At 67.1% G+C, this 20513-nt stretch carries 19 protein-coding genes; 7 read left to right on the forward strand and 12 right to left on the reverse strand.

The window, feature by feature from the left end:
- Positions 1–163: 163 nt before the first annotated feature.
- A complete protein-coding gene (locus Q0Q36_RS16010) occupies positions 164–1594 on the reverse strand; it encodes an aldehyde dehydrogenase family protein (protein WP_293799243.1) in 1431 nt (476 codons plus the stop codon).
- A 251-nt stretch (positions 1595–1845) separates the two neighbouring features.
- On the reverse strand, positions 1846–2283 hold the full coding sequence (locus Q0Q36_RS16015) for an Lrp/AsnC family transcriptional regulator (protein WP_293799244.1): 438 nt from the start codon (positions 2281–2283) through the stop codon (positions 1846–1848).
- 128 nt (positions 2284–2411) lie between these two features.
- Between Q0Q36_RS16015 and Q0Q36_RS16020 the strand changes: the two genes are divergently transcribed.
- A complete protein-coding gene (locus Q0Q36_RS16020) occupies positions 2412–3470 on the forward strand; it encodes an ornithine cyclodeaminase (RefSeq protein WP_293799246.1) in 1059 nt (352 codons plus the stop codon).
- Positions 3471–3473: 3 nt separating this feature from the next.
- Here the strand turns inward: Q0Q36_RS16020 and Q0Q36_RS16025 are convergent, their stop codons facing one another.
- Positions 3474–4352, reverse strand: a complete 879-nt coding sequence (locus Q0Q36_RS16025) for a LysR family transcriptional regulator (RefSeq protein WP_293799247.1) — start codon at positions 4350–4352, stop codon at positions 3474–3476.
- 19 nt (positions 4353–4371) lie between these two features.
- Entirely contained in the window at positions 4372–5898 is a 1527-nt protein-coding gene (gene ilvA / locus Q0Q36_RS16030) for a threonine ammonia-lyase, biosynthetic (RefSeq protein ID WP_293799248.1), read from the reverse strand.
- A gap of 191 nt (positions 5899–6089) precedes the next feature.
- Between ilvA and ggt the strand changes: the two genes are divergently transcribed.
- Entirely contained in the window at positions 6090–7685 is a 1596-nt protein-coding gene (gene ggt, locus Q0Q36_RS16035) for a gamma-glutamyltransferase (RefSeq protein WP_293799249.1), read from the forward strand.
- Between the two features lie 173 nt (positions 7686–7858).
- Here the strand turns inward: ggt and Q0Q36_RS16040 are convergent, their stop codons facing one another.
- The 5 genes from Q0Q36_RS16040 to pdxH all read right to left on the reverse strand — a co-directional run bounded on the left by Q0Q36_RS16040 (position 7859) and on the right by pdxH (position 10654).
- Entirely contained in the window at positions 7859–8104 is a 246-nt protein-coding gene (locus tag Q0Q36_RS16040; protein ID WP_291654587.1) for a hypothetical protein, read from the reverse strand.
- Positions 8105–8310: 206 nt separating this feature from the next.
- Positions 8311–8757, reverse strand: a complete 447-nt coding sequence (locus tag Q0Q36_RS16045; RefSeq protein ID WP_293799250.1) for a TIGR02301 family protein — start codon at positions 8755–8757, stop codon at positions 8311–8313.
- Complete coding sequence (locus Q0Q36_RS16050) at positions 8754–9233, reverse strand: NUDIX domain-containing protein (protein WP_293799251.1); 480 nt, start codon at positions 9231–9233, stop codon at positions 8754–8756. The genes Q0Q36_RS16045 and Q0Q36_RS16050 overlap by 4 nt, the downstream gene beginning before the upstream one ends.
- Positions 9234–9249: 16 nt before the next feature.
- Entirely contained in the window at positions 9250–10020 is a 771-nt protein-coding gene (locus Q0Q36_RS16055) for an SDR family NAD(P)-dependent oxidoreductase (protein ID WP_293799278.1), read from the reverse strand.
- A gap of 19 nt (positions 10021–10039) precedes the next feature.
- Entirely contained in the window at positions 10040–10654 is a 615-nt protein-coding gene (gene pdxH / locus Q0Q36_RS16060; protein WP_293799252.1) for a pyridoxamine 5'-phosphate oxidase, read from the reverse strand.
- A gap of 124 nt (positions 10655–10778) precedes the next feature.
- On the opposite strand from pdxH, the gene Q0Q36_RS16065 reads away from it, so the two are divergent.
- The 3 genes from Q0Q36_RS16065 to fabI all read left to right on the forward strand — a co-directional run bounded on the left by Q0Q36_RS16065 (position 10779) and on the right by fabI (position 13332).
- Complete coding sequence (locus Q0Q36_RS16065) at positions 10779–11249, forward strand: RT0821/Lpp0805 family surface protein (protein WP_293799253.1); 471 nt, start codon at positions 10779–10781, stop codon at positions 11247–11249.
- A 152-nt stretch (positions 11250–11401) separates the two neighbouring features.
- Positions 11402–12337, forward strand: coding sequence for a DnaJ C-terminal domain-containing protein (locus tag Q0Q36_RS16070; RefSeq protein ID WP_293799254.1), 936 nt, complete (start codon positions 11402–11404; stop codon positions 12335–12337).
- 155 nt (positions 12338–12492) lie between these two features.
- Positions 12493–13332, forward strand: a complete 840-nt coding sequence (gene fabI, locus Q0Q36_RS16075; RefSeq protein WP_293799255.1) for an enoyl-ACP reductase FabI — start codon at positions 12493–12495, stop codon at positions 13330–13332.
- Positions 13333–13708: 376 nt separating this feature from the next.
- On the opposite strand, the gene folK is transcribed toward fabI, so the two are convergent.
- From folK to folP, 3 genes are read right to left on the reverse strand one after another with little or no spacing between them, the layout of a single operon-like run.
- Positions 13709–14224, reverse strand: a complete 516-nt coding sequence (gene folK, locus Q0Q36_RS16080) for a 2-amino-4-hydroxy-6-hydroxymethyldihydropteridine diphosphokinase (RefSeq protein ID WP_293799257.1) — start codon at positions 14222–14224, stop codon at positions 13709–13711.
- Positions 14214–14588, reverse strand: a complete 375-nt coding sequence (gene folB / locus Q0Q36_RS16085) for a dihydroneopterin aldolase (RefSeq protein WP_293799259.1) — start codon at positions 14586–14588, stop codon at positions 14214–14216. The genes folK and folB overlap by 11 nt, the downstream gene beginning before the upstream one ends.
- A complete protein-coding gene (folP, locus tag Q0Q36_RS16090) occupies positions 14585–15427 on the reverse strand; it encodes a dihydropteroate synthase (protein WP_293799260.1) in 843 nt (280 codons plus the stop codon). Before folP ends, folB begins: the two co-directional genes overlap by 4 nt.
- A 140-nt stretch (positions 15428–15567) precedes the next feature.
- Here folP and Q0Q36_RS16095 point away from each other — a divergent pair, with 140 nt between their 5' ends.
- Both Q0Q36_RS16095 and Q0Q36_RS16100 read left to right on the forward strand, forming a co-directional pair.
- The gene (locus Q0Q36_RS16095) at positions 15568–16164 is read left to right on the forward strand and encodes a histidine phosphatase family protein (RefSeq protein ID WP_265057739.1); all 597 of its coding nucleotides are present in this window, start codon (positions 15568–15570) and stop codon (positions 16162–16164) included.
- A 235-nt stretch (positions 16165–16399) separates the two neighbouring features.
- Positions 16400–20419, forward strand: coding sequence for a Pls/PosA family non-ribosomal peptide synthetase (locus tag Q0Q36_RS16100; RefSeq protein WP_293799263.1), 4020 nt, complete (start codon positions 16400–16402; stop codon positions 20417–20419).
- Positions 20420–20513 lie beyond the last annotated feature (94 nt).

Genomic DNA, 20513 nt, shown 5'->3' on the forward strand with positions numbered 1-20513 from the left:
AATGAAAGCCCGGTGGCGTTTGGTCCACCGGGCCTCGTTGTCGCAGGAAGCTCGCCGTCATGCTCGCCCTTGTGGCGAGCATCCACGTCTTGAACACAGCCCCTCAAGAGCGAAGACGTGGATGGTCGGGACAAGCCCGACCATGACGACACAGCGAGATGCCTTACGCAGCCGCGTAGCCGACCGTGCCCTTGATCTCCAGGAACTCCTCGAGGCCGAAATCGGCGTATTCGCGACCGTTGCCGGACTGCTTGTAGCCGCCGAAGGGCGCGCCGGCGTCCCAGGCCGGGTAGTTGATGTAGACATTGCCCGAACGCATCTGCGCCGCGATGCCGCGAGCGCGCTCCTGCGAGCCGGACTGGACATAGGAAGCCAGGCCGTAGGGCGTGTCGTTGGCGCGCGAGACGACCTCGTCGTCGCTCTTGTAGGGCAGGATCGAGAGCACGGGGCCGAAGATCTCCTCGCGGGCGATGGTCATCTCGTCGGTCACGCCGCCGAACACGGTCGGGCGGACATAGTAGCCGCGATTGAGGCCCTCCGGACGGCCCGTGCCGCCGGTGACGAGCGTCGCGCCTTCCTTGATGCCGGCCTCGATCAGGCGCTGGATCTTGTCGTACTGGACCTCGCTGACAACCGGGCCCAGGAAGACGCCATCCGCCGAGGGAGCGCCGACCTTGAGTGGCTCGGCCACCTGCTTGGCGATGGCGAGCGCCTCCTCGTGCAGCTTCTCCGGCACGAACATCCGGGTCGGCGCGTTGCAGGACTGGCCGGAGTTGCGCATCACGCTCTCGACGCCGAGCTTCACCGACTTCTTCAGGTCGGCATCATCAAGGATGATGTTGGCCGACTTGCCGCCGAGCTCCTGGTGCACGCGCTTGACGGTATCCGCCGCCGCCTTGGCGACGAGGATGCCGGCGCGCGTCGAGCCGGTGAAGGAGACCATGTCGACGCCGGGATGGCGCGAGATCGCCTCGCCGACCGTCGGGCCGTCGCCGTTGACGAGGTTGAACACGCCCTTCGGCACGCCGGCCTCTTCCATCGCTTCCGCGAAGATGATGGCGTTGAGCGGGGCGATCTCGGAGGGCTTCAGCACCATGGTGCAGCCGGCGGCGAGCGCGGGCGCGACCTTGCACATGATCTGGTTGAGCGGCCAGTTCCACGGCGTGATCATGCCGACGACACCGATCGGCTCCTTGGCGATCAGGGTGGTGCCGCGCAGCTCCTCGAACTCGAAGTTCTCGAGCGTCTCGATCATCTTGGCGAGATGGGCGGTGCCCATCGCGGCCTGCGCGCGGTGCGCCAGCTCCTTCGGCGCGCCCATCTCGCGCGACAGGATGTCGGCGATGGCGTCGTAGCGCTTCTTGTAGGCCTCGGCGAGGCGGCGCATCAGGGCGAGGCGCTCGGCCTTCGAGGTCTTGGCGAAAGCCGGGAAGGCGGCGCGGGCCGCGGCGACGGCCTTGTCGACATCGGCCTGCTCGCCGAGCGCGATCGTGGCGAAGACCTCTTCATTGGAGGGGTCGATCACGCCGAGCGTGCGGTTGCCCGACGGCTTCACCCACTGGCCGTCGATATAGAATTCGAGCTCATGTGCCATGGTCTGGTCTCCTGCCTTAGTCTTGGCTCGGGCGCACGAACAGCCGGCCGGAAAGCGACCGGTGATCCACGCTCCAAGCGGGAACTGTGGGTGTCCGACGCGAGCGGGCGGCCTTGTGCGATCATGCATCGCCGGCCGCCACCAACGCTGTATCTGACGAGGCATAACGTTAGGGGGCGGATGCCCGCCTGTCACGGGGCGCCACGCTGCATTTGCGGATGGCGGCCATGCAGCGGCGCTTCTTGTAGGCGCTAGAGCCGCGCCTTGACGCTGCGCGGCGTCGCCAGCAGCAGGCTGGTCTCGCTGTTGGTGACGCCGGGGATCATGCGGATGCGGCGCAGGACCTGATCGAAGGCGATCAGGTCCGAGGTGCCGAGCTCGACGACAAGGTCCCAGTTGCCGTTGGTGGTGTGGATGCTGGAGACCTCGGTGAAGCCGGAGAGCGCGTCGATCACCGAATCCGCCGCCTGGCCGGCGATCTCGATCATGGTGATGCCGCGTACCGGCAGGTCGATCGCGTCCGAGCGCAGGATCACGGTGAAGCCGATGATCTCGCCGGACTGCTCCAGCTTCTCCAATCGCGCGCGGACGGTCGCCCGCGTCAGGCCGAGATCGGCGGCGAGGTCCGAGATGCTGCGCCGCCCGTCATGGCGCAGCAGGGTGATCAGCTTGCGATCGAGATCGTCCATTGTTCGAAATGGATAGATCGCTTTGCCGTTTCGATCAATCTTGCTCCCGATCTGGTCGTTTTGGCTTCTTTCGCCTGCCGCCGAAAACGAGGACAATGGCTCCTTCAACGAGAACAGCGCGGGGACCCATGATTCAGCAGCTCAACGTCGTGCCTTTCGTCAGCGTCGACCACATGATGAAGCTGGTCCATGCGATCGGTATCGAGCGGATGCTGTCCGAGATCGCGGGCTATATCGAGGATGATTTCCGGCGCTGGGAGATCTTCGACAAGACGCCGCGCATCGCCTCGCACAGCCTGGAAGGCGTGATCGAACTGATGCCGACCAGCGATGGCAAGCTCTACGGCTTCAAATACGTCAACGGCCACCCGAAGAACATGAAGGCCGGCCTGCAGACGGTCACCGCCTTCGGCCTGCTCTCGGATGTCGCGACCGGCTATCCCGTCCTGCTCTCGGAGATGACCTTCCTGACCGCGCTGCGTACGGCGGCGATGTCGGCGGTTGCCGCGAAACATCTCGCCCCGAAGAACGCTGCGACCATGGCGATCATCGGCAATGGCGCGCAGTCCGAATTCCAGGCCTTCGCCTTCCGCGCCATCCTCGGCATCGAGAACCTGCGGCTCTACGACGTCGATCCGGCTGCGACCGAGAAATGCGCCCGCAACCTCGCGCGGCACGGCTTCAGGATCACCCGCTGCGCGACCGCGATGGAAGCGGTCGAGGGCGCCGAGATCGTCACCACCGTCACCGCGGACAAGCAGTACGCGACGATCCTGACCGACAACATGGTCGGCGCCGGCATCCATATCAACGCGGTCGGCGGCGACTGCCCCGGCAAGACCGAGATTCATCGCGACGTGCTGCTGCGCTCCTCGATCTTCGTCGAGTATCCGCCGCAGACCCGCATCGAGGGCGATATTCAGCAGCTCGACGCCGATCATCCGGTCGAGGAACTCTGGAAGGTCATCACGGGAGCAGCGCAGGGGCGCACCGATGCCCGTCAGATTACGATGTTCGACTCGGTTGGTTTCGCGATCGAGGATTTTTCGGCGCTGCGCTATGTCTATGAGCGCATCCGCGAGGCCGGCACCTATGTCGATCTCGACCTGATCGCCGACCCCGACGATTCCCGCGATCTCTTCGGCATGCTGATGCGCGCCGCGCCGAATTCGGCCGCCGCAGCCTGAGCTTCAACCGGCCTGACTGAGCGCGAGGAACGTCGCCGCCGCCTTGGCGAGGTAGCGTTCCTTGTGGCGCAGCGCGAGGAAGCGGCGCTTCGGCAGCGGCAGCGCCACGGTCGCAAGCCGGCCGGCGGCAATCGCGTTGGCCGCGACGAGGCGCGAGATCGCGGTCGCCCCCGCGCCGGAGGCAACGGCGGCACAGATCGCTTCGTTGGATGGCAATTCCAGTGCCACGGCGAGATCGTCCGCGGCGAGGCCGAGCGCCGGCAGCGCCGCCTCGAACATCGCACGCGTCCCCGAGCCCGCTTCGCGCAGGACCCAGGCACCCTGCGAGAGTTCTTCGGGGGAGGGAGGAGTCTTCGCCCAGGGATGGCCGGTGGGCACGACGATGACGAGTTCGTCCTCGTCGACCTCGGTCATGTCGAGGGAGGGGTCGTCGATCTCGCCCTCGATGAAGCCGAGATCGGACAGGCCGTCGCGGATGGCGGCACTGACCGTCTCCGTGTTGCCGATCGCGAGCGAGACGGCGATGCCGGGATGGTCTCGGCGAAAGCGCTGGATCAATGGCGGCAGCCAGTAATTCGCCACGGTCTGGCTCGCCATCAGCGCAAGCGAGCCGCGTGCCAGCCCCGAGAGATCGGACAGCACGGCTTCGGCCGCCGCGGCCCGCGCCAGCACCGCGCGCGCCTCGATCATGAAGAGCTTGCCGGCCTCGGTCAGGGCGATGCGCCGGCCGATCCGGTCGAACAGCTTCGTCGCGTAGCGCGCCTCCAGCGTGGTGATCGCGGAGCTGACCGCCGACTGCGTGAGATTGAGGGCGCGCGCGCCTTGCGTCAGGTGCTCGCGTTCGGCGACGGCGACGAAGATGCGAAGCTGTTCAAGCGTCATGCTTCCACCTTAAGCCGATTCACGGCGCCGGCATCTCCGCCAGGAACGAGAGATAGGCCGGGTTGTCGCTCTCGCTCCAATAGGGATAGCCGAGCGCATCGAGCCGCTTGGCGAGCTGGCCGCGCTGCGCCGGCGGGATCTGGATCCCGGCGAGGATGCGGCCGTAATCGGCGCCGTGGTTGCGGTAGTGGAACAGCGAGATGTTCCAGTCGGCCGAGAGGCTGTTGAGGAACTTCAGCAGCGCGCCCGGCCGCTCCGGGAACTGGAAACGGAAGATCAATTCGTCGCCGAGCCCCGGCGCCTTGCCGCCGACCATGTAGCGGATATGAAGCTTGGCGAGCTCGTTATCGCTCATGTCGAGCACGGGGTAGCCTTGCTCGGAGAGCATTGCGATGATCTGGCGCTTCTCGGCATCGCCCTCCGAAAGCTGCACGCCGACGAAGATGCGGGCGGCCTTGGGGTCCGAGTAGCGGTAGTTGAACTCGGTGATCGCGCGCCGGCCGAGCAGTTCGATGAAGGCGCGGTAGGCGCCGGGCCTTTCGGGGATGGTGACCGCGAGCAGCGCCTCGCGGTGCTCGCCGATCTCGGCCCGTTCGGCGATATGGCGCAGCCGGTCGAAATTCATGTTGGCGCCGCTGTTGATCGCGATCAGCGCGCCGGTGCGCTTCGTCCCGCGCGCCGCATAGGCCTTGAGGCCGGCGAGGCTGACAGCGCCGGACGGCTCGGCGATGGCGCGGGTATCCTCGAAGATATCCTTCACCGCCGCGCAGATCTCGTCGGTCGAGACGGTGACGACCTCGTCGAGCAGTTCGCGGCAGAGCCGGAACGTTTCCTCGCCCGCCTGCCGCACCGCGACGCCGTCGGCGAAGAGACCGACCTGATCGAGGATTACCCGCTCGCCCGCTGCGATGGCGCCGGCCATGGAGGCGGCGTCTTCCGGCTCGACGCCGATCACCTTGATCTCCGGCCGCAGGAACTTGGCATAGACGGCGACGCCGGCCGCGAGCCCGCCGCCGCCGATCGGCACGAAGATCGCCTCGATCGGGTCGGAATGCTGGCGCAGGATTTCCATACCGACCGTGCCCTGGCCAGCGATGACATCCGGATCGTCATAGGGATGGACGAAGGTCAGGCCCTTCTCTGCTTCGAGCTTGCGGGCATGGCCATAGGCCTCGTCGAAATTCTCGCCATGAAGCACGACGCGCCCGCCGAGGCTGCGCACCGCCTGCACCTTGATGTCCGGCGTGGTGCGCGGCATCACGATGGTCGCCTTGATGCCGAGCTTCTTCGCCGCCAGCGCCACGCCCTGGGCATGGTTGCCGGCCGAGGCGCAGATCACGCCACGCTCGGCCTCGACCGCGGTAAGCCCGGCGATCTTGTTGTAGGCGCCGCGCAGCTTGAACGAGAAGACCGGTTGCAGGTCCTCGCGCTTCAGCAGGGCGCTGCCGCCGAGCCGGGCGGACAATCGCGGCAGCGGATCGAGCGGGCTTTCGATCGCGACGTCGTAGACGCGCGCGCCGATGATCTTGCGGATGTAGTCTTGCATGGCCGGCCCGTCCTTCGAGCGCGGCGATAGTCCGATGTGCGGCTATGTCAACCGCGATGGCTGCGTGCGGCGAGGGGCGGGCGGTATCGGCCATGCGCCGGGCGGGATTGCCAAGCCCCCGGCCGGCGCGCCAAAGCGTTGGGCGAAACAAGGCGCCGCGCAGCGATGGCGTAGCAGAGGTGGAGACGAGCATGAGCTGGGGCGTTCGCGATTTCATGGTGCCGGGCCGCCCGGTTGCGGTCGGCGATCGCGGCATGGCGGCGACCTCGCATCCGGCCTCGACGCTGGCCGCCGTCGATATTCTGCGCAATGGCGGCAATGCTATCGACGCCGCCATCGCGGCGGTTGCCGTCCAGGCGGTGGTCGACCCGCATATGACCGGCATCGGCGGCGACTGCTTCGCAATCTATGCTCCGGCCAATGGCAAGATGGTCGCGCTCAACGGCTCGGGCCGCTCGGCCGCCAAGGCCGAGCTCGGCTGGTTCCTCGGCCGGGGCATGACCTCGATCGCGGCGGATTCGCCCCACGCCGTCACGGTGCCCGGCGCGATCGATACCTGGTGCCGCCTCGTCGCCGACCATGGCAGCAAGAGCCTCGACGAGATCTTCGCAGCCGCGATCCGCGCTGCGGAAGAAGGCTTCGTGGTCACGCCGCGCGTCGCGCTCGACTGGGCCAAGGCACGCGGACGCATCGAGAAACACGGCCTCGGCAATGCCGTCTATCTGCCGGGCGGGAACCCGCCGGCCGTCGGCGACAAGATGGTCCACCCCGCGCTCGGCAACATGCTGCGCCGCGTCGCCCGCGAGGGTCGCTCGGCCTTCTACGAGGGCGAACTCGCTGAGGACATGGTCTCCGTGCTCAACGCCGCCGGAAGCCTGATCAGCCTCGAGGATTTCGCGGCTTCCAAGCCGGATTATGTCGATCCGATCGGCGCCGATTATCGCGGCCACCGCCTCTGGGAATGCCCGCCGAACGGCCAGGGCATCGCGGCGCTGCTGATCGCCCGCATCCTCGAAGGCTTCGATATGAAGGACGGGAAGCTGAGCGAGGCCGATCGCATCCATCTCCTCGCCGAGGCCAGCAAGGCCGCCTATCGCCAGCGCGATGCGTTGGTCGCCGACCCCATTGTGAGCCCCTTCGACACCGAGGCCTTCCTGTCGGACCAGTTCGTCGGCCGCATCCGCCAGCAGATCAGCCTGGAGAAGGCGGCGGCGCCCGAAGCCTTCGACATGCCCCTGCACAAGGACACGATCTATCTCTGCGTCGTCGACGGCCAGGGCAACATGGTGTCCTTCATCAATTCGCTGTTCTCCGCCTTCGGCAGCGGCATCTATGCGGCCAAGGCCGGCGTCATGCTGCAGAACCGCGGCTCGGGTTTCCGCCTGATCGAGGGCCATCCCAACGCTATCGCGCCGCGCAAGCGCCCGTTCCACACGATCATTCCGGGCATGCTCGCCAAGGACGGCAAGCCGATCATGCCGTTCGGCGTCATGGGCGGCCAGTATCAGTCGACCGGCCATATCCATTTCCTCTCCGGCATCCTCGATCGCGGCTTCGATCCACAGCAGGCCTCTGACGCGCCGCGCAGCTTCGCCTATGACGGCAAGCTCTCGCTGGAGACGACGATCCCGGCAAGCGTCGCCGCCGATCTCAAGGCGCGCGGCCACGACGTGGTCTGGTCCGAGGAGCCGCTCGGCGGCTGCCAGGCGATCTGGGTCGATCACAAGCGCGGCGTGATGTTCGGCGCCTCCGATCACCGCAAGGACGGCTTTGCGCTGGCGGTGTGACGCCGCCCGTATTGCATGAAAACATCCGTCACTCCGGGGGCAAACCTGGGGTGACGGCGATTGATGTGGGGAAGGGCGCCTGCGCAGCGATGCCATTCGGCGAAAGCGCAGCCGCTCTGGCAACTATCGAAGCAATGCCAGTTGGGTCGGCAAAGGCGCGTTGATGCGCCGCGTCAGTGACGCGTGCCGCAGGTGAAGGCGCCGCAGCGGATCTTGTCGGCCAGCGTCTCGGCGAAGGTCGCGGTCGCGTCCTCGCCATACGTTTCGACCAGCGTGCGCAGGGCCGCGAACAGGGCGGCATGGGCCATGGCGTCGGAATCGAGCCCGTCCTGCTGCGCCTCGTTGAAGGCGTCCTCGACATAGCCATAGGCAACGCGGCGGACGTCGCCATGGTCCTCGGCGAGATTCGGGTCGAGCATCGTGTCGTCTGGCTGGATCGGCATCGAAACGGGACTCTTGAGCCTTCTATCTGACGCGAATCGCGGCGGTTCTGCCCCGGATCGCGACGGTTGGGCGATGCTCAAGACATAAGCCGTGCCAGAGCGGCACGCTACCGCGCAGTTTAAGAAAGGTTAACGCGACCGGCAAAATCCGGTGGAAGACGCGTTAGGGCAACAGCTGTTGCCTATCCGCCATAGCGGCCGGCGAGCGCCCGCGACAGTTGTTCGCCCTCGGCTGCGAGCCGGGAGGACGCTTCCTGGCTGGCGTCGGTACAGGAACGATGCGTCAGGGAGTAGGCTTTGAAGCCGCGGTTGAAGGCTGCGGTCAGCCGGTCGCGGCGCTGCGGCGTCCGGCCCTCGGCTTCGATCAGCGCGGCCATGCGCGCGCGCCAGTCCTGCGCCTCCCGCCCGCCGCAGAGCGTCCGGAGATAGGCGAGCGAGCCCATGATCTCGGATAATTGCAGGAGCTGTGGCTCGTAGGGCGGGCCTGCCGGTTCTGGAGCGGGTTGCTCGGCCGGCTTGACCGCGGGAGGCTTCGCGGCCGGTTGCTGCGGCCGCTGCTGCGCTTCCGCCGGAATCGGCAGCAGGAGCAGGGCGGCCAGAAGCGCCGGATAGCGAAGCCGAGCTCTCATGCGGGCACACCCGCTGCGAAAATCTGATGGGCGCGGCGCAGCACGTCGCCGAGCTCGCGCGTGGTGGCGAGACCGCCGAGCTTGAGCGGATCGGCCCACATCACGGCGCCGGCTTCCGGCCCCGTTCGCGGCTCGCCGGAGAGCCATTCCCCGACGAAGGAAGCGACGACGAAATGATGCGTTACCGCGCCCTTCGAATCGCGGCCGAATATCTCGACATGGCGGTTGAAGCGAAGGATGCGGGCGGCGACGCCGACCTCTTCCTCCAGCTCGCGCAGGGCTGCCTCTTCAAGCGTCTCGCCGGCCTCGACCTTGCCGCCGGGCAGGGACCAGAGCTGATCGGCTGGTGGCTTCGTCCGCGTCGCCAGCAGGACCTTGCCGTCGCGGAAGACCGCGACGGAGGCCGCCAGCACCGGTCGTGCTGCAGCCCGGCCGGGTGTCGGGAAGCGGATGACCTGGCCGCCGTCTTCGTTCATGCCAAGGGCTCACGCATCAAACGTGCTGCCCGCCATTGATGTGCAGCTCCGAACCGGTGACGTAGCTCGAAGCGTCCGTGCACAGGAAATAGATCGCCTTGGCGACCTCGTCGGGCTTGCCGAGGCGCTGCATCGGCAGCGTCGCGACGATCTTTTCGGTGCCGGGCGACAGGATCGAGGTGTCGATCTCACCGGGCGAGATCGCGTTGACGCGCACGCCGAGCGGACCGAAATCGGCGGCCATCTCGCGGGTCAGGCTGGCGAGCGCCGCCTTCGAGGTCGCATAGGCCGCCCCGGCGAAGGGGTGGACGCGCGAGCCGGCGATCGAGGAGACGTTGACGATCGCGCCCTTGGCGGCGGTGAGCTCGTCGAGAAGGCCGCGCGCCAGCATGATCGGCGCGAAGAAATTGACCTGGAAGACCTTGTGCCAGTCGTTGAAGGAGGTGGTGGCGGCGCCGAGACGCTCGCCCTTCGGCCCCTTCGGCGAGATGCCGGCATTGTTGACCAGCGCGTGGAGCTTGCCGCCCTCGACGGCCAGCCGCTTCTTGATCTCCGCGATGCCGCGCATCGTGTCCTCGGGGTCGCCGAGATCGATCTGGACATGGTCGTCGGCGCCCGACGGCCACGGGCATTTGTCGGAAAAGGCCTGGCGCGAGCAGGACAGGATGCGCCAGCCCGCCATGGCGAACTGCATCACTGTGGCATGGCCGATGCCGCGGCTCGCCCCGGTCAGCAGCATCACCGGGCGCTTGCCGGCCTCGGTCTTCGGGAAATCGAACTTGGGCATCGCCATGGGGCAGGTGTCCTCAGGGGTAGAAGCGGGTCTTCGTCCAGGGCGCGTCGGACGCGTCGCGTCGGAAGATGATGCGGTCATGCAGGCGGAAGGCGCCGTCGCGCCAGAACTCGATATAGGTCGGCGTGATGCGAAACCCGCGCCAATAGGGTGGGCGCGGAATCTCGCCGATGCCGAATTTCAGCGTGTAGCTCGCGACCGCCTTCTCCAGCGCGAAGCGGCTCTCCAGCGGGCGCGACTGCTGTGACGCCCACGCGCCGATGCGGCTGTCGCGTGGGCGAGACTGGTAATAGGCATCTGATTCAGCGTCGCTGACGAGCGCGACATGGCCGCGGATGCGGATCTGCCGGCGCAGGCTCTTCCAGTGGAACAGGGCGGCCGCCTTGGGCTGGCCGAGCAGCTCCTGCCCCTTCTGACTCTCCGTATTGGTGTAAAACACGAATCCGTCCGGTCCGTGGCCTTTGAGCAGCACCATGCGGCTGTTCGGCATGCCTTCGGCATCGACAGTGGAGAGCGCCATGCCGGTCGGGTCGTTGGGCTCCGATTTCGTGGCCTCGTCCAACCACTTCTGGAACAAGGTGAAAGGCTCGTTTTCCTCGGTGAAGTCACCGCTCGTTAACGGTTGCACGTTCTAATCCTCGGGTCGTTGAAATGGGCGTTGGGCGAGCGCAGAAGTGATCCGGGTTCGGGCGGTTGGTCTATATAGGGCAGGGGCAGGGGCGTTCCAAAGCCTCAACCATTGCGCAGCCCCCATGCGCCCGCTGGCTGCCGCCGTGCTGCTGGCCGTGTTCAGCGCGGGCTGCTCGGTTTCCTTCCCGATTCTCGGTCTGTCCAGCAAGAGCGAGGACGAGGTCGCGGCGACCTCGGCGATGACGACCTCCTCGGTCCTGCCGGCGCGCGGTGGCGATCGGGCCGGCCCGTTCCACGGTTTGGCCTCCGAGCTCGGACCGGAGGACATGCGCCGCGCCGATGGGGCGATGGGCGTGGCGCTCGACCCGCAGGGCAATGGCGCCGCGGTCTCCTGGGACAATCCCCAGAGCGGCATCAAGGGCTCCTTCATCCCGGTCGGTGGCCCGTTCCTGCGTTCCGACGAGATCTGCCGCGCCTTCATCGCCAGCGTCCAGACACAAACCCAGCCGATCAAGCTGCAGGGCACCGCCTGCCGTCCCTCCGGCGGCGATTGGGTGGTCAAGGATATGGGTCCCTGGAAGGGCCTGAGCTGAGCCTTCCCACGCCGCTTGCCTTGCCGTGAAGCCGGGTGCAGAACGGCTCCGAATAGGTGTTGCGTACACGCCACACCGCCCCCACATAGGGCGAGACGGACGGCTGGCGGCTTCGGCGCTGGCCGTTTGGTTTTGCGTGAAAGAGGTTTTGGATGCGCGATCCCTATCAGGTTCTGGGCGTCGCCCGCGGCGCGAGCGATGCGGAAATCAAGAAGGCTTTCCGCCGCCGCGCCAAGGAGCTGCACCCGGACCGCAACCGGGACGACCCCAAGGCGCAGGATAAGTTCTCCGAGCTCAACGCCGCCTATGAGATCGTCGGCGACGAGGCCAAGCGCAAGCAGTTCGACCGCGGCGAGATCGATGCCGAGGGCAAGCCGCGCTTCCAGGGCTTCGAGGGGATGGGCGCCGGCCGCGGCGGGCGCAGCGGCGGCTTCGAGTTCAATTTCGGCCAGGGCGGCGGCCACCCCTTCGGCGGCCGCGGCGGGCCGGGCGGCGGCGCGGGCGATGCCGGCTTCGACGCCTCCGACATCTTCTCTTCGCTCTTCGGCGAGGCCGGTCGGCGCGCCCGCGGCAAGCCCGAGCCGCAGAAGCCTCCGGAGCAGAGCTTTACGCTCGAAGTCACGCTGGCGCAGGCCGCGACCGGAGGCACGCGCCGGGTCAAGCTGCCGGGGGGACGCGAGGTCGAGATCACCATTCCCGAGGGGGTGAGCGACGGCAAGGTGATGCGTCTGCGTGGGCTCGGGCAGACCGATCCGTTCTCCGGCGAGACCGGCGACGTGATGATGACCATCAAGATCAAGCCGGATTCCCGCTTCATCGTCGATGGCAACGATCTGCGCACCCGCGTCGCGGTGCCGCTCGCCAAGGCGGTGCTCGGCGGGCCGCTGCATGTGCCGACGTTGACCGGAGCCGTCGAGATGAACATCCCGCCGCTGACCGGCACGGTCAAACAGTTCCGCCTGCGCGGCAAGGGCCTGAAGGGCGAGAAGGGCGTCGTCGGCGATCTCTTCGTCGCCATCGATATCGAGATGCCGGCGAGCGATGCCGAGCTGACGGCGTTGATGAAGGCGAGGGACGGGGCGAAGTAAGCCGGCTGGACCGCTCGCGCGACGGAAATCGGGTCGTGCGGGCTCCGGATCGCGTCTCTATGCGTGATTCAGCCGTGGAGGCGGGCATCAAAGCGGTTCCCGTTTTCCTGCGACTGTTCTAAGAGACCTGCTCGTCATTCATCTGCGGGTCTCCCATGCCTGATTCCAACGCCGTTTCGCCGACCGCCAATCTCCTCAAGGGCAAGCGCGGGCTCGTGATGGGCGTCGCGAACAACCGATCCATCGCTTGGGGCATCGCCAAGGCGGCGGCGGATGCCGGCGCGGAACTGGCCTTCACCTATCAGGGAGATGCGCTGAAGAAGCGGGTCGAGCCGCTGGCCAAGGAACTCGGCGGCCATGTCGTCGGCCATTGCGACGTCACCGACGGCGCCACGATCGATGCGGTCTTCGCCGAGGTCGAGAAGCTCTGGGGCAAGCTCGATTTCGTCGTCCACTGCATCGCTTTCTCCGACAAGGACGAATTGACCGGCCGCTATGTCGAGACCAGCGAGGCGAATTTCTCCAAGTCGCTGCTGATCTCCTGTTATTCCTTCACGGCGATCACCCAGCGCGCCGAGAAGCTGATGCCGGATGGCGGCTCGCTGCTGACCCTGACTTATTACGGCGCCGAGAAATGGATGCCGCATTACAACGTCATGGGCGTCGCCAAGGCCGCGCTGGAATCGAGCGTGCAATATCTCGCTGCCGATCTCGGCCCCTCGAAGATCCGCGTCAACGCGATCTCGGCCGGCCCGATCAAGACGCTCGCTGCCTCCGGCATCGGCGATTTCCGCTACATCCTGCGCTGGAACGAGTACAACTCGCCGCTGCGCCGGACGGTCACCATCGAGGAGGTCGGCGAGACCGCCGTCTTCCTCGTCTCCGACATGTCGCGCGGCATCACCGGCGAGATCATGCATGTCGATGCCGGCTACCATGTCGTCGGCATGAAGGTCCCGACCGCGCCGGACATCTCCCTCGACAAGGGCGAGTGAAAGGCGATGGGCGGCTCACCTGAAAAGCCGCCACGCTCGGGTTGGGCCGAAGACTCCGCACGTCTTGCCGCAGAGCAGGACGACGGTCTGGTTTGGCCCGAATTTCCCAATGACGAGGATTCTGTCCTGACTTGGGAATGCCTGGGCTTGTCCGTGGCGACGGAAACGAATCTCCAGGCTCAGCGAAGCGCTGACTGAAGGGCCGTTATAAAGGCCCGCCGATTGCTTACAAATGCACCGTCATCCCGGGCTTGACCCGGGATCCATCGGAGGGCTCCGGAGCTCGACGATGGATCCCGGATCGGTGCCGCTATGCGGCTCGTCCGGGATGACGCCCTGTTCGTCAGTGATCAGCACGCCTTGGCCGTGGCACGGCTCACGCCGCCAGCAAATCCTTCAACCGATCCGTCGCGACCTCGTCACGGCGGATCGTTTCGTCTGTGGCGGCCGCCAACAGCTCGGTGACGCTGCGTCCGCCGATCAGGCGCCGCGGCATGATCTCGGCCAACGGCGTCAGCACGAAGGCGCGCTCGGGGATGCGCGGATGCGGGATCTGCAGGCGCGCCTGGTCGATGATCGCATCGCCATAGGTCAGGATGTCGATGTCGAGCGTGCGCGGCCCCCAGCGCTCGCGGCGCTCGCGGCCGCCGGCGCGCTCCAGCTCCAGGCAGAAGGCGAGCAGGTCCGCCGGTTGCAGCGAGGTCTCGACCAGCGCGGCCATATTCAGGAATTCCGGCTGGTCGGTCTTGCCCCAGGGCGGCGTGCGATAGATCGAGGACAGCCGGCCGAGCGTGACGTCCGGGTGCGCGCGCAGGCCCTTCAGCGCCGCGGCGAAGGCCGCGACGGGGTCGCCGATATTGCCGCCGAAAGCGAGTGCGGCTTCAACCTTCACGCTGGAACCTCAGCTGGATGCCGACCGAGCCGAGCGTTGCGGGGATCGGCGGGGCGGGCTTGCGCAGCGTGACTTCGACGCTCGTGATAGGAGGGAAAGCGTCGAAGATCGCGAGTGCCACGGCCCGCGCCGCACCTTCCAGCAGATGGTAGCGCTGAGCCGTGAAGGCCTCGGCGACGATCGCGACGGCGCGGCCGTAATCGACGGTGTCGGCGAGCCGGTCGCTGGCGGCGGCGGCGCGCAGGTCGGCGTCGAGCACGAGGTCGAGCACGAAGCGCTGGCCGAGCCGCTCCTCCTCCGAGAAGAAGCCGTGATAGGCGTAGATATCGAGTTTCTCGATCAGGATGCGGCCGGTTTCGCTCACAGGTCTGCTTTCATGCTGTCTTCGATGGCCGCCCAGGTCTTGAGCGCGTCGATATGCGGGGCGACGTCATGGGCGCGGATGATGGCGGCGCCGCGGCTCGCGCCATAGAGATGCGCGGCGATGCTGGCGGCGAGCCGCTCGGCCGGGACCTCGCGGCCGGTGATGCGTCCGAGCGTCGATTTCCGGGAGGCGCCGAGCAGGATCGGGCAGCCGAGCACGGCGAGCCGGTCGAGATGGCGGATCAGGTCGAGATTCTGCCTGACCGTCTTGCCGAAGCCGATGCCGGGGTCGACGACGATCTGGCTTTGCGGCATGCCGGCCTGCGTCGCGATTGCGATCGAGCGTTCGAGGAAGCGCAGGACGTCATTGAAGATGTCGAGCGAAGCGTCGATGATCTCGCGGTTGTGCATCAGGATGATCGGCGCGCCGGCACGCGCCGCGACCTCGGCGATGCGCGGGTCGCGCTGGGCGCCCCAGACGTCGTTGACGATCGAGGCGCCGGCTGCGATCGCCGCTTCCGCGACATCGGCCTTGTAGCTGTCGATCGAGATCGGCGTGTCGATCCGTGCCTTCAGTCCGGCGATGACCGGCAGCACGCGTCCCATCTCGGTCGCTGCGTCGACGGCTTCATGGCCCGGCCGGGTCGATTCGCCGCCGATATCGACGATGGCAGCACCTTCGCTGGCGAGACGCATCCCGTGGGTGACGGCCACCTCGGCATTCGCCAGCAGCCCGCCATCCGAGAACGAATCGGGCGTGATGTTGACGATGCCCATGACGAGCGGCGTCGCGAGAAGCGCGAGGCTGCGGCCGTCTGGCAAGGTGAGGGCAGGGGGCATGGGGTTCCGCCGATGATCGAGCAAGGGCGCTATACACAGGCCGTGTAAATTCGGCCACAGAAAGCGGCCGATTGTCGCCATCGGCGGAAAGCGCGGGCAAGAGCTTTGACCCTGCCGGTGGCAGCGTGCAGAAGCCCCGCATGGTCCCGCTCTCGCTGCCTCATCGCCTCATCCTCGTCCGCCATGGCGAAACCGACTGGAATCGGGAGGGCCGTCTGCAGGGCGGGCAGGACATTCCGCTGAACGAGCTCGGCCGCCGCCAGGCCGCGGAGGCCGCAGGCCGCCTGAAGGCGCTCGAGCCGGCCTATGCCGATCTCGACTATCTCTGCTCGCCGATGCAGCGGGCGCGCGAGACCATGGACATTCTCAGGCGCGAGCTCGCCCTGCCCGAAGGCGCCTATACCGTGGACGACCGCCTGCGCGAATTGACCTTCGGCGAGTGGGAGGGCTTCACCTGGCGCGACATCCGCAAGGCCGAGCGCGAGCAGGCACATCTGCGCGAGCGCGACAAATGGGGCTTCGTGCCGCCGGGCGGCGAGAGCTACCGCATGCTGGCCGAGCGCGTCAGGCCGGTGCTCGAGGCGCTCACGCGAGAGACGGTGATCGTCAGCCACGGCGGTGTGGCGCGTGCCGTGCTGGCCTTGATCGGCGCGGTGGCGCCGCGCGAGGCCTCGATGGTCGAGATCTGGCAGGGCAAGCTGCTCGTCGTCAGCGGGAACAAGGCGGATTGGCTCTGAGTTCGCAAGGGTGCAGCCGGCATTCATCGTCGGTTCACGGGTGATCTTGCAGGGAGAATATGCTAGCGACAGAGCGTGATGCGGCGGCCTGCCCGACCGGGGGGCTCATGCGGATGTCGCGTTGCGATGGCGACGATTCCGGTTTTATTCACGAGGTGCGTGATAAGGCGCCAGAGGACCGAAGGCAGGCTCTGCCGCGGTGTCAGCGACGGGCCTTTCAGCGCAGCGGGGCGCGATGAACGATATGACGAAGCTGCCGGCGGCGTCTGATGCGGCTGCCGCCAACCCTCTCGCCATGCTGGCCGGCGAGAAGCGCCCCGATCTGATTCGGGACGAGGTGCTGGCCGAGATCTTTGCGGCGACCGTCGCAGCTCGCCCCGACCATCCGGCCCTCACCGATCCCGAGCGCCGGCTGAGCTATGCCGAGGTCTGGGCTGAAGCCGGACGCCAGGCGCGCGGCCTTCATCTCGCTGGCATCGGCCCCGGCGACATGATCGGCCTGTGGATGCCGCGCGGCATCGATCTGCTCGTCGCGCAGATTGCGATCACGCGCGCGGGGGCGGCCTGGATTCCCTTCGATGCGGAGGCGCCGGTCGAGCGCATCGCGACCTGCCTCGACGATGCGCAGGCCAAGGGGCTCGTCACCTGCCCCGGTTGGGTTGCCCGCGCCGAGGATACCGGTCGCAAGGTCTGGACGCCTGAGACGCTCGCCGCCGGCTCTGACGGAACGGAGTCGCCGGCGCGTGCCGCCGGACTGACCAAGGAACACCCAGCCTATCTGATCTACACCTCCGGCTCGACGGGCACGCCGAAGGCGATCGTCATCAGCCATCGCAACATCTGCCATTTCCTGCGCTCGGGGAACGCGGTCTACGGCTTCGGGGCGGATGACGTCGTCTTTCAGGGTGCCTCGGTCGCCTTCGACCTGTCGATGGAGGAAGTCTGGACGCCCTATCTCGTCGGCGCGACGCTGTTCGTCGCTTCGCCGGAGATGATGGGCGATGCCGAGAAACTGCCGGCGATCCTGAATGGAGCCGGCGTCACCATCATCGATACGGTGCCGACGCTGCTCGGCATCCTGCCGGCCGACGTGCCTTCGCTGAAGCTGATCCTGCTCGGCGGCGAGGCGCTGCCGCCCGCGATCGTGCAGAAATGGTCGAAGCCGGGCCGGCGCATCCTCAATACCTACGGCCCGACCGAGGCGACGGTCGTGGCGACCGCCGCCGAGGTCGTCCCCGGCGAGACGGTTACCATCGGCAAGCCGATCCCGAACTACACGGCTTACGTCGTCAGCGAGGACCTGCATCTCGTCCATCCCGGCGAGCAGGGCGAATTGCTGATCGGCGGCCCCGGCGTCGCCAAGGGCTATCACGGCCGGCCGGAGCTGACGGCCGAGAAATTCATCGCCAATCCCTTCGCCGGCGTCGCGGGCGGGGACGATCCGATCCTCTACCGCTCGGGCGATGCCGTCAGCCTCGATGCCAACGGCAATATCGTCTTCCATGGCCGCATCGACGACCAGATCAAGATCCGCGGCTTCCGTGTCGAGCTCGGCGAGATCGAATCGAAGCTCGCCGACGAGCCGGGCGTCGCGCAGGCGGCGGTCGTGCTGCGCACCGACGACGGCATCGAACGGCTCGTCGCCTTCGTCGTCCCTGAGCCCGGCGTCGCGGTCGACGGCCCGGCACTGAGGGCCGCGCTGCGCGAGAAGCTGCCGCCTTACATGGTGCCCGCGCATTTCGAGGCGGCGGGATCGCTGCCGCGCATGGTCTCCGGCAAGGTCGACCGCAAGATGCTCAAGGCGGCGCCGCTGACGGCGCCGAGCGCCGATGGCGAGCAGGAGCCGCCGCGCAACGCGACGGAAGCTGTGCTGCTTGAGGCGGCCAAGCGCGTGCTCGGCACGGCGAGCCTGCCGCTGGAGGCCGATTTCTTCGTCGATCTCGGCGGCCACTCGCTGCTGGCGGCCCGCTTCATCTCGATCGTGCGCGAGACGCCGGCCTATGCCGGCATCACGCTGCAGGACGTCTATGCCGCCCGCACGCTGCGGGCGATGGCCGAGCTTCTCGACGAGCGCGGCGTCGCCGTGGCAGAGGACCTGTCCTTCACGCCGCCACCGCTGCTGCGCCGCTTCCTCTGCGGCCTTGCCCAGGCGATCGTGCTGCCGGTCATCATCGGCCTCGCGACCGCGCAATGGCTCGGCGTCTTCGTCACCTACATGATCATCTCGGGCGAGGATCTGTCGCTGCCGGGCCAGATCGCTGCGCTGCTCGGCGTCTATGTCGCGATCATCGTCGTCACCGGCCTCATCGGCATCGCATTGAAATGGCTGGTGCTCGGCCGGACGAAGCCGGGCGTCTATCCGCTCTGGGGCGCGTATTACTTCCGCTGGTGGTTCGCTGCCCGCGTCGCCGGCCTCGTCCATATCAAGTGGCTGCAGGGCACGCCGGTGATGCGCTTCTATTGGCGCCTGCTCGGCGCCAAGGTCGGGCGCGACGTCATCATCTCCGATTACGAGGCCGGCGCCATCGACCTGATCGAGATCGGTGACTTCACGACCTTCGGCTCGAAGACCACCTTCGCCAATGGCGAGGCGATCGGCGACAAGCTGGTGATCGGCCGGATCAAGATCGGCAAGGACGTCTCGGCCGGTGCTTCCGTGGTCTTCGGCCATGGCTCGGTGACCGGCGACCATGCCGAGATCGGCGACCTGACCTCCATCCCGCCCGGCGCCCATGTCGGCGAGGCCGAGATCTGGGACGGCACGCCCGGCCGAAAGATCGGCTCGGTCGATCTCGCCGCCCTGCCGCCGCAGGCCGAGGCCTCCGCCGGCCGGCGCGCGCTGATGACGTGCTTCTACATCCTGATGCTGGTGGTGCTGCCGCCTGTCAGCCTGCTGCCGATCTTCCCGGCCTTCTGGCTGTTCGACAAGATCGACTACTTCATCGCCGGTTGGACCGATATCAGCTATCTCTGGTTCCTGCCGCTGCTGACCTGGCCGACGGCGATCGGCCTGATCGCCTTCACCGTGCTGCTGATGGCGGCCTTGCGCTGGGCGATCCTGCCGCGCGTGACCACGGGCTCCTGGTCGATCCATTCCGGCTTCTACGCCCGCAAATGGACGGTGGCGCTGGCGACCGAGGTGACGCTGGAGACGCTCTCGTCGCTCTTCGCCACCATCTACATGCGCGCCTGGTACCGGCTGATGGGCGCGCAGATAGGCAAGGGCGCGGAGATCTCGACCAATCTCTCCGGCCGCTACGACCTGACCGGCATCGGCGCCGGCAACTTCATCGCCGACGAGGTCGTCTTCGGCGACGAGGACATGCGCCGCGGCTATATGCGCCTCGACGCGACGCGCACCGGCGACCAGGTCTTCGTCGGCAACGACGCCGTCGTCCCGCCCGGCGCCGTCATCCCCGATCGCGTCCTGATCGGCATCAAGTCGAAGCCACCGGCCAACGACCGGATGCAGCCCGGCGACACCTGGTTCGGCTCGCCGCCGATCCGCCTGCCGACGCGGCAGAAGGTCGATCTCGGCGCCGACTGGACCTACAAGCCCTCCTTCGCCAAGCAGTTCGGGCGCGGCGTCTTCGAGGCGCTGCACACCTCCTTCCCGGCGATGCTGTTCATCACCTTCGGCACGGTCGCGGTCGATATGGTCTTGCAGCAGAAGATCAACGATGGCGACTGGACTGGGCTCGTCCTCTCCTTCATGGGCGTCGCCATGGCGATCGCCATCGTCCAGGCGCTGATCTGCGCCGCCGTGAAATGGCTGATGATGGGCGTCTACAAGCCCGTGATGAAGCCGATGTGGTCGTGGTGGGCGATGCGCACCGAGGCCGTCGCGGTGATGTACTGGGGCCTCGGCGGCAAGGTGCTGTTCGACTATCTGCGTGGCACGCCCTTCCTGCCTTGGTGCCTGATGCTGTTCGGCGCGAAATACGGCAAGGGCGTCTGGCTCGACTCGACGGATATCACCGAGTTCGACTGCATCCGCGTCGGCGACTACTGCACGGTCAACGCCCATTCGGCCCTGCAGACCCATCTCTACGAGGACCGGGTGATGAAGGTCGGCCGCGTGCGCCTCGGCAAGGGCGTCTGCGTCGGTGCGGGCGCGACGGTGCTCTACGACACCCATGTCGGCGACTACGCCCAGATCGGCCAGCTCACCATCATCATGAAGGGCGAGAACCTGCCGGCGCATACGCGCTGGGAGGGCGCTCCCGCTGCGCCTGCGAAGAGGCCGGCGCATTGATGCGGTAGCAGCAGACGAAACGTCTCAAGCGTTCCGACCGATTCATTGTTTTCTGCGCCTGCTGCGCCTAAATGACTAGAGTAGTCATATTGGA

It is taken from the genome of uncultured Allobosea sp. (assembly GCF_945957345.1).
Lineage (GTDB): Bacteria > Pseudomonadota > Alphaproteobacteria > Rhizobiales > Beijerinckiaceae > Allobosea.

Coding starts and splice junctions, on each gene's coding strand:
- Q0Q36_RS16010 (WP_293799243.1), bottom strand. CDS start 1,594: ATGGCACATGAGCTCGAATTCTATATCGACGGCCAGTGGGTGAAGCCG.
- Q0Q36_RS16015 (WP_293799244.1), bottom strand. CDS start 2,283: ATGGACGATCTCGATCGCAAGCTGATCACCCTGCTGCGCCATGACGGG.
- Q0Q36_RS16020 (WP_293799246.1), top strand. CDS start 2,412: ATGATTCAGCAGCTCAACGTCGTGCCTTTCGTCAGCGTCGACCACATG.
- Q0Q36_RS16025 (WP_293799247.1), bottom strand. CDS start 4,352: ATGACGCTTGAACAGCTTCGCATCTTCGTCGCCGTCGCCGAACGCGAG.
- ilvA (WP_293799248.1), bottom strand. CDS start 5,898: ATGCAAGACTACATCCGCAAGATCATCGGCGCGCGCGTCTACGACGTC.
- ggt (WP_293799249.1), top strand. CDS start 6,090: ATGAGCTGGGGCGTTCGCGATTTCATGGTGCCGGGCCGCCCGGTTGCG.
- Q0Q36_RS16040 (WP_291654587.1), bottom strand. CDS start 8,104: ATGCTCGACCCGAATCTCGCCGAGGACCATGGCGACGTCCGCCGCGTT.
- Q0Q36_RS16045 (WP_293799250.1), bottom strand. CDS start 8,757: ATGAGAGCTCGGCTTCGCTATCCGGCGCTTCTGGCCGCCCTGCTCCTG.
- Q0Q36_RS16050 (WP_293799251.1), bottom strand. CDS start 9,233: ATGAACGAAGACGGCGGCCAGGTCATCCGCTTCCCGACACCCGGCCGG.
- Q0Q36_RS16055 (WP_293799278.1), bottom strand. CDS start 10,020: ATGCCCAAGTTCGATTTCCCGAAGACCGAGGCCGGCAAGCGCCCGGTG.
- Q0Q36_RS16065 (WP_293799253.1), top strand. CDS start 10,779: ATGCGCCCGCTGGCTGCCGCCGTGCTGCTGGCCGTGTTCAGCGCGGGC.
- Q0Q36_RS16070 (WP_293799254.1), top strand. CDS start 11,402: ATGCGCGATCCCTATCAGGTTCTGGGCGTCGCCCGCGGCGCGAGCGAT.
- fabI (WP_293799255.1), top strand. CDS start 12,493: ATGCCTGATTCCAACGCCGTTTCGCCGACCGCCAATCTCCTCAAGGGC.
- folP (WP_293799260.1), bottom strand. CDS start 15,427: ATGCCCCCTGCCCTCACCTTGCCAGACGGCCGCAGCCTCGCGCTTCTC.
- Q0Q36_RS16095 (WP_265057739.1), top strand. CDS start 15,568: ATGGTCCCGCTCTCGCTGCCTCATCGCCTCATCCTCGTCCGCCATGGC.
- Q0Q36_RS16100 (WP_293799263.1), top strand. CDS start 16,400: ATGAACGATATGACGAAGCTGCCGGCGGCGTCTGATGCGGCTGCCGCC.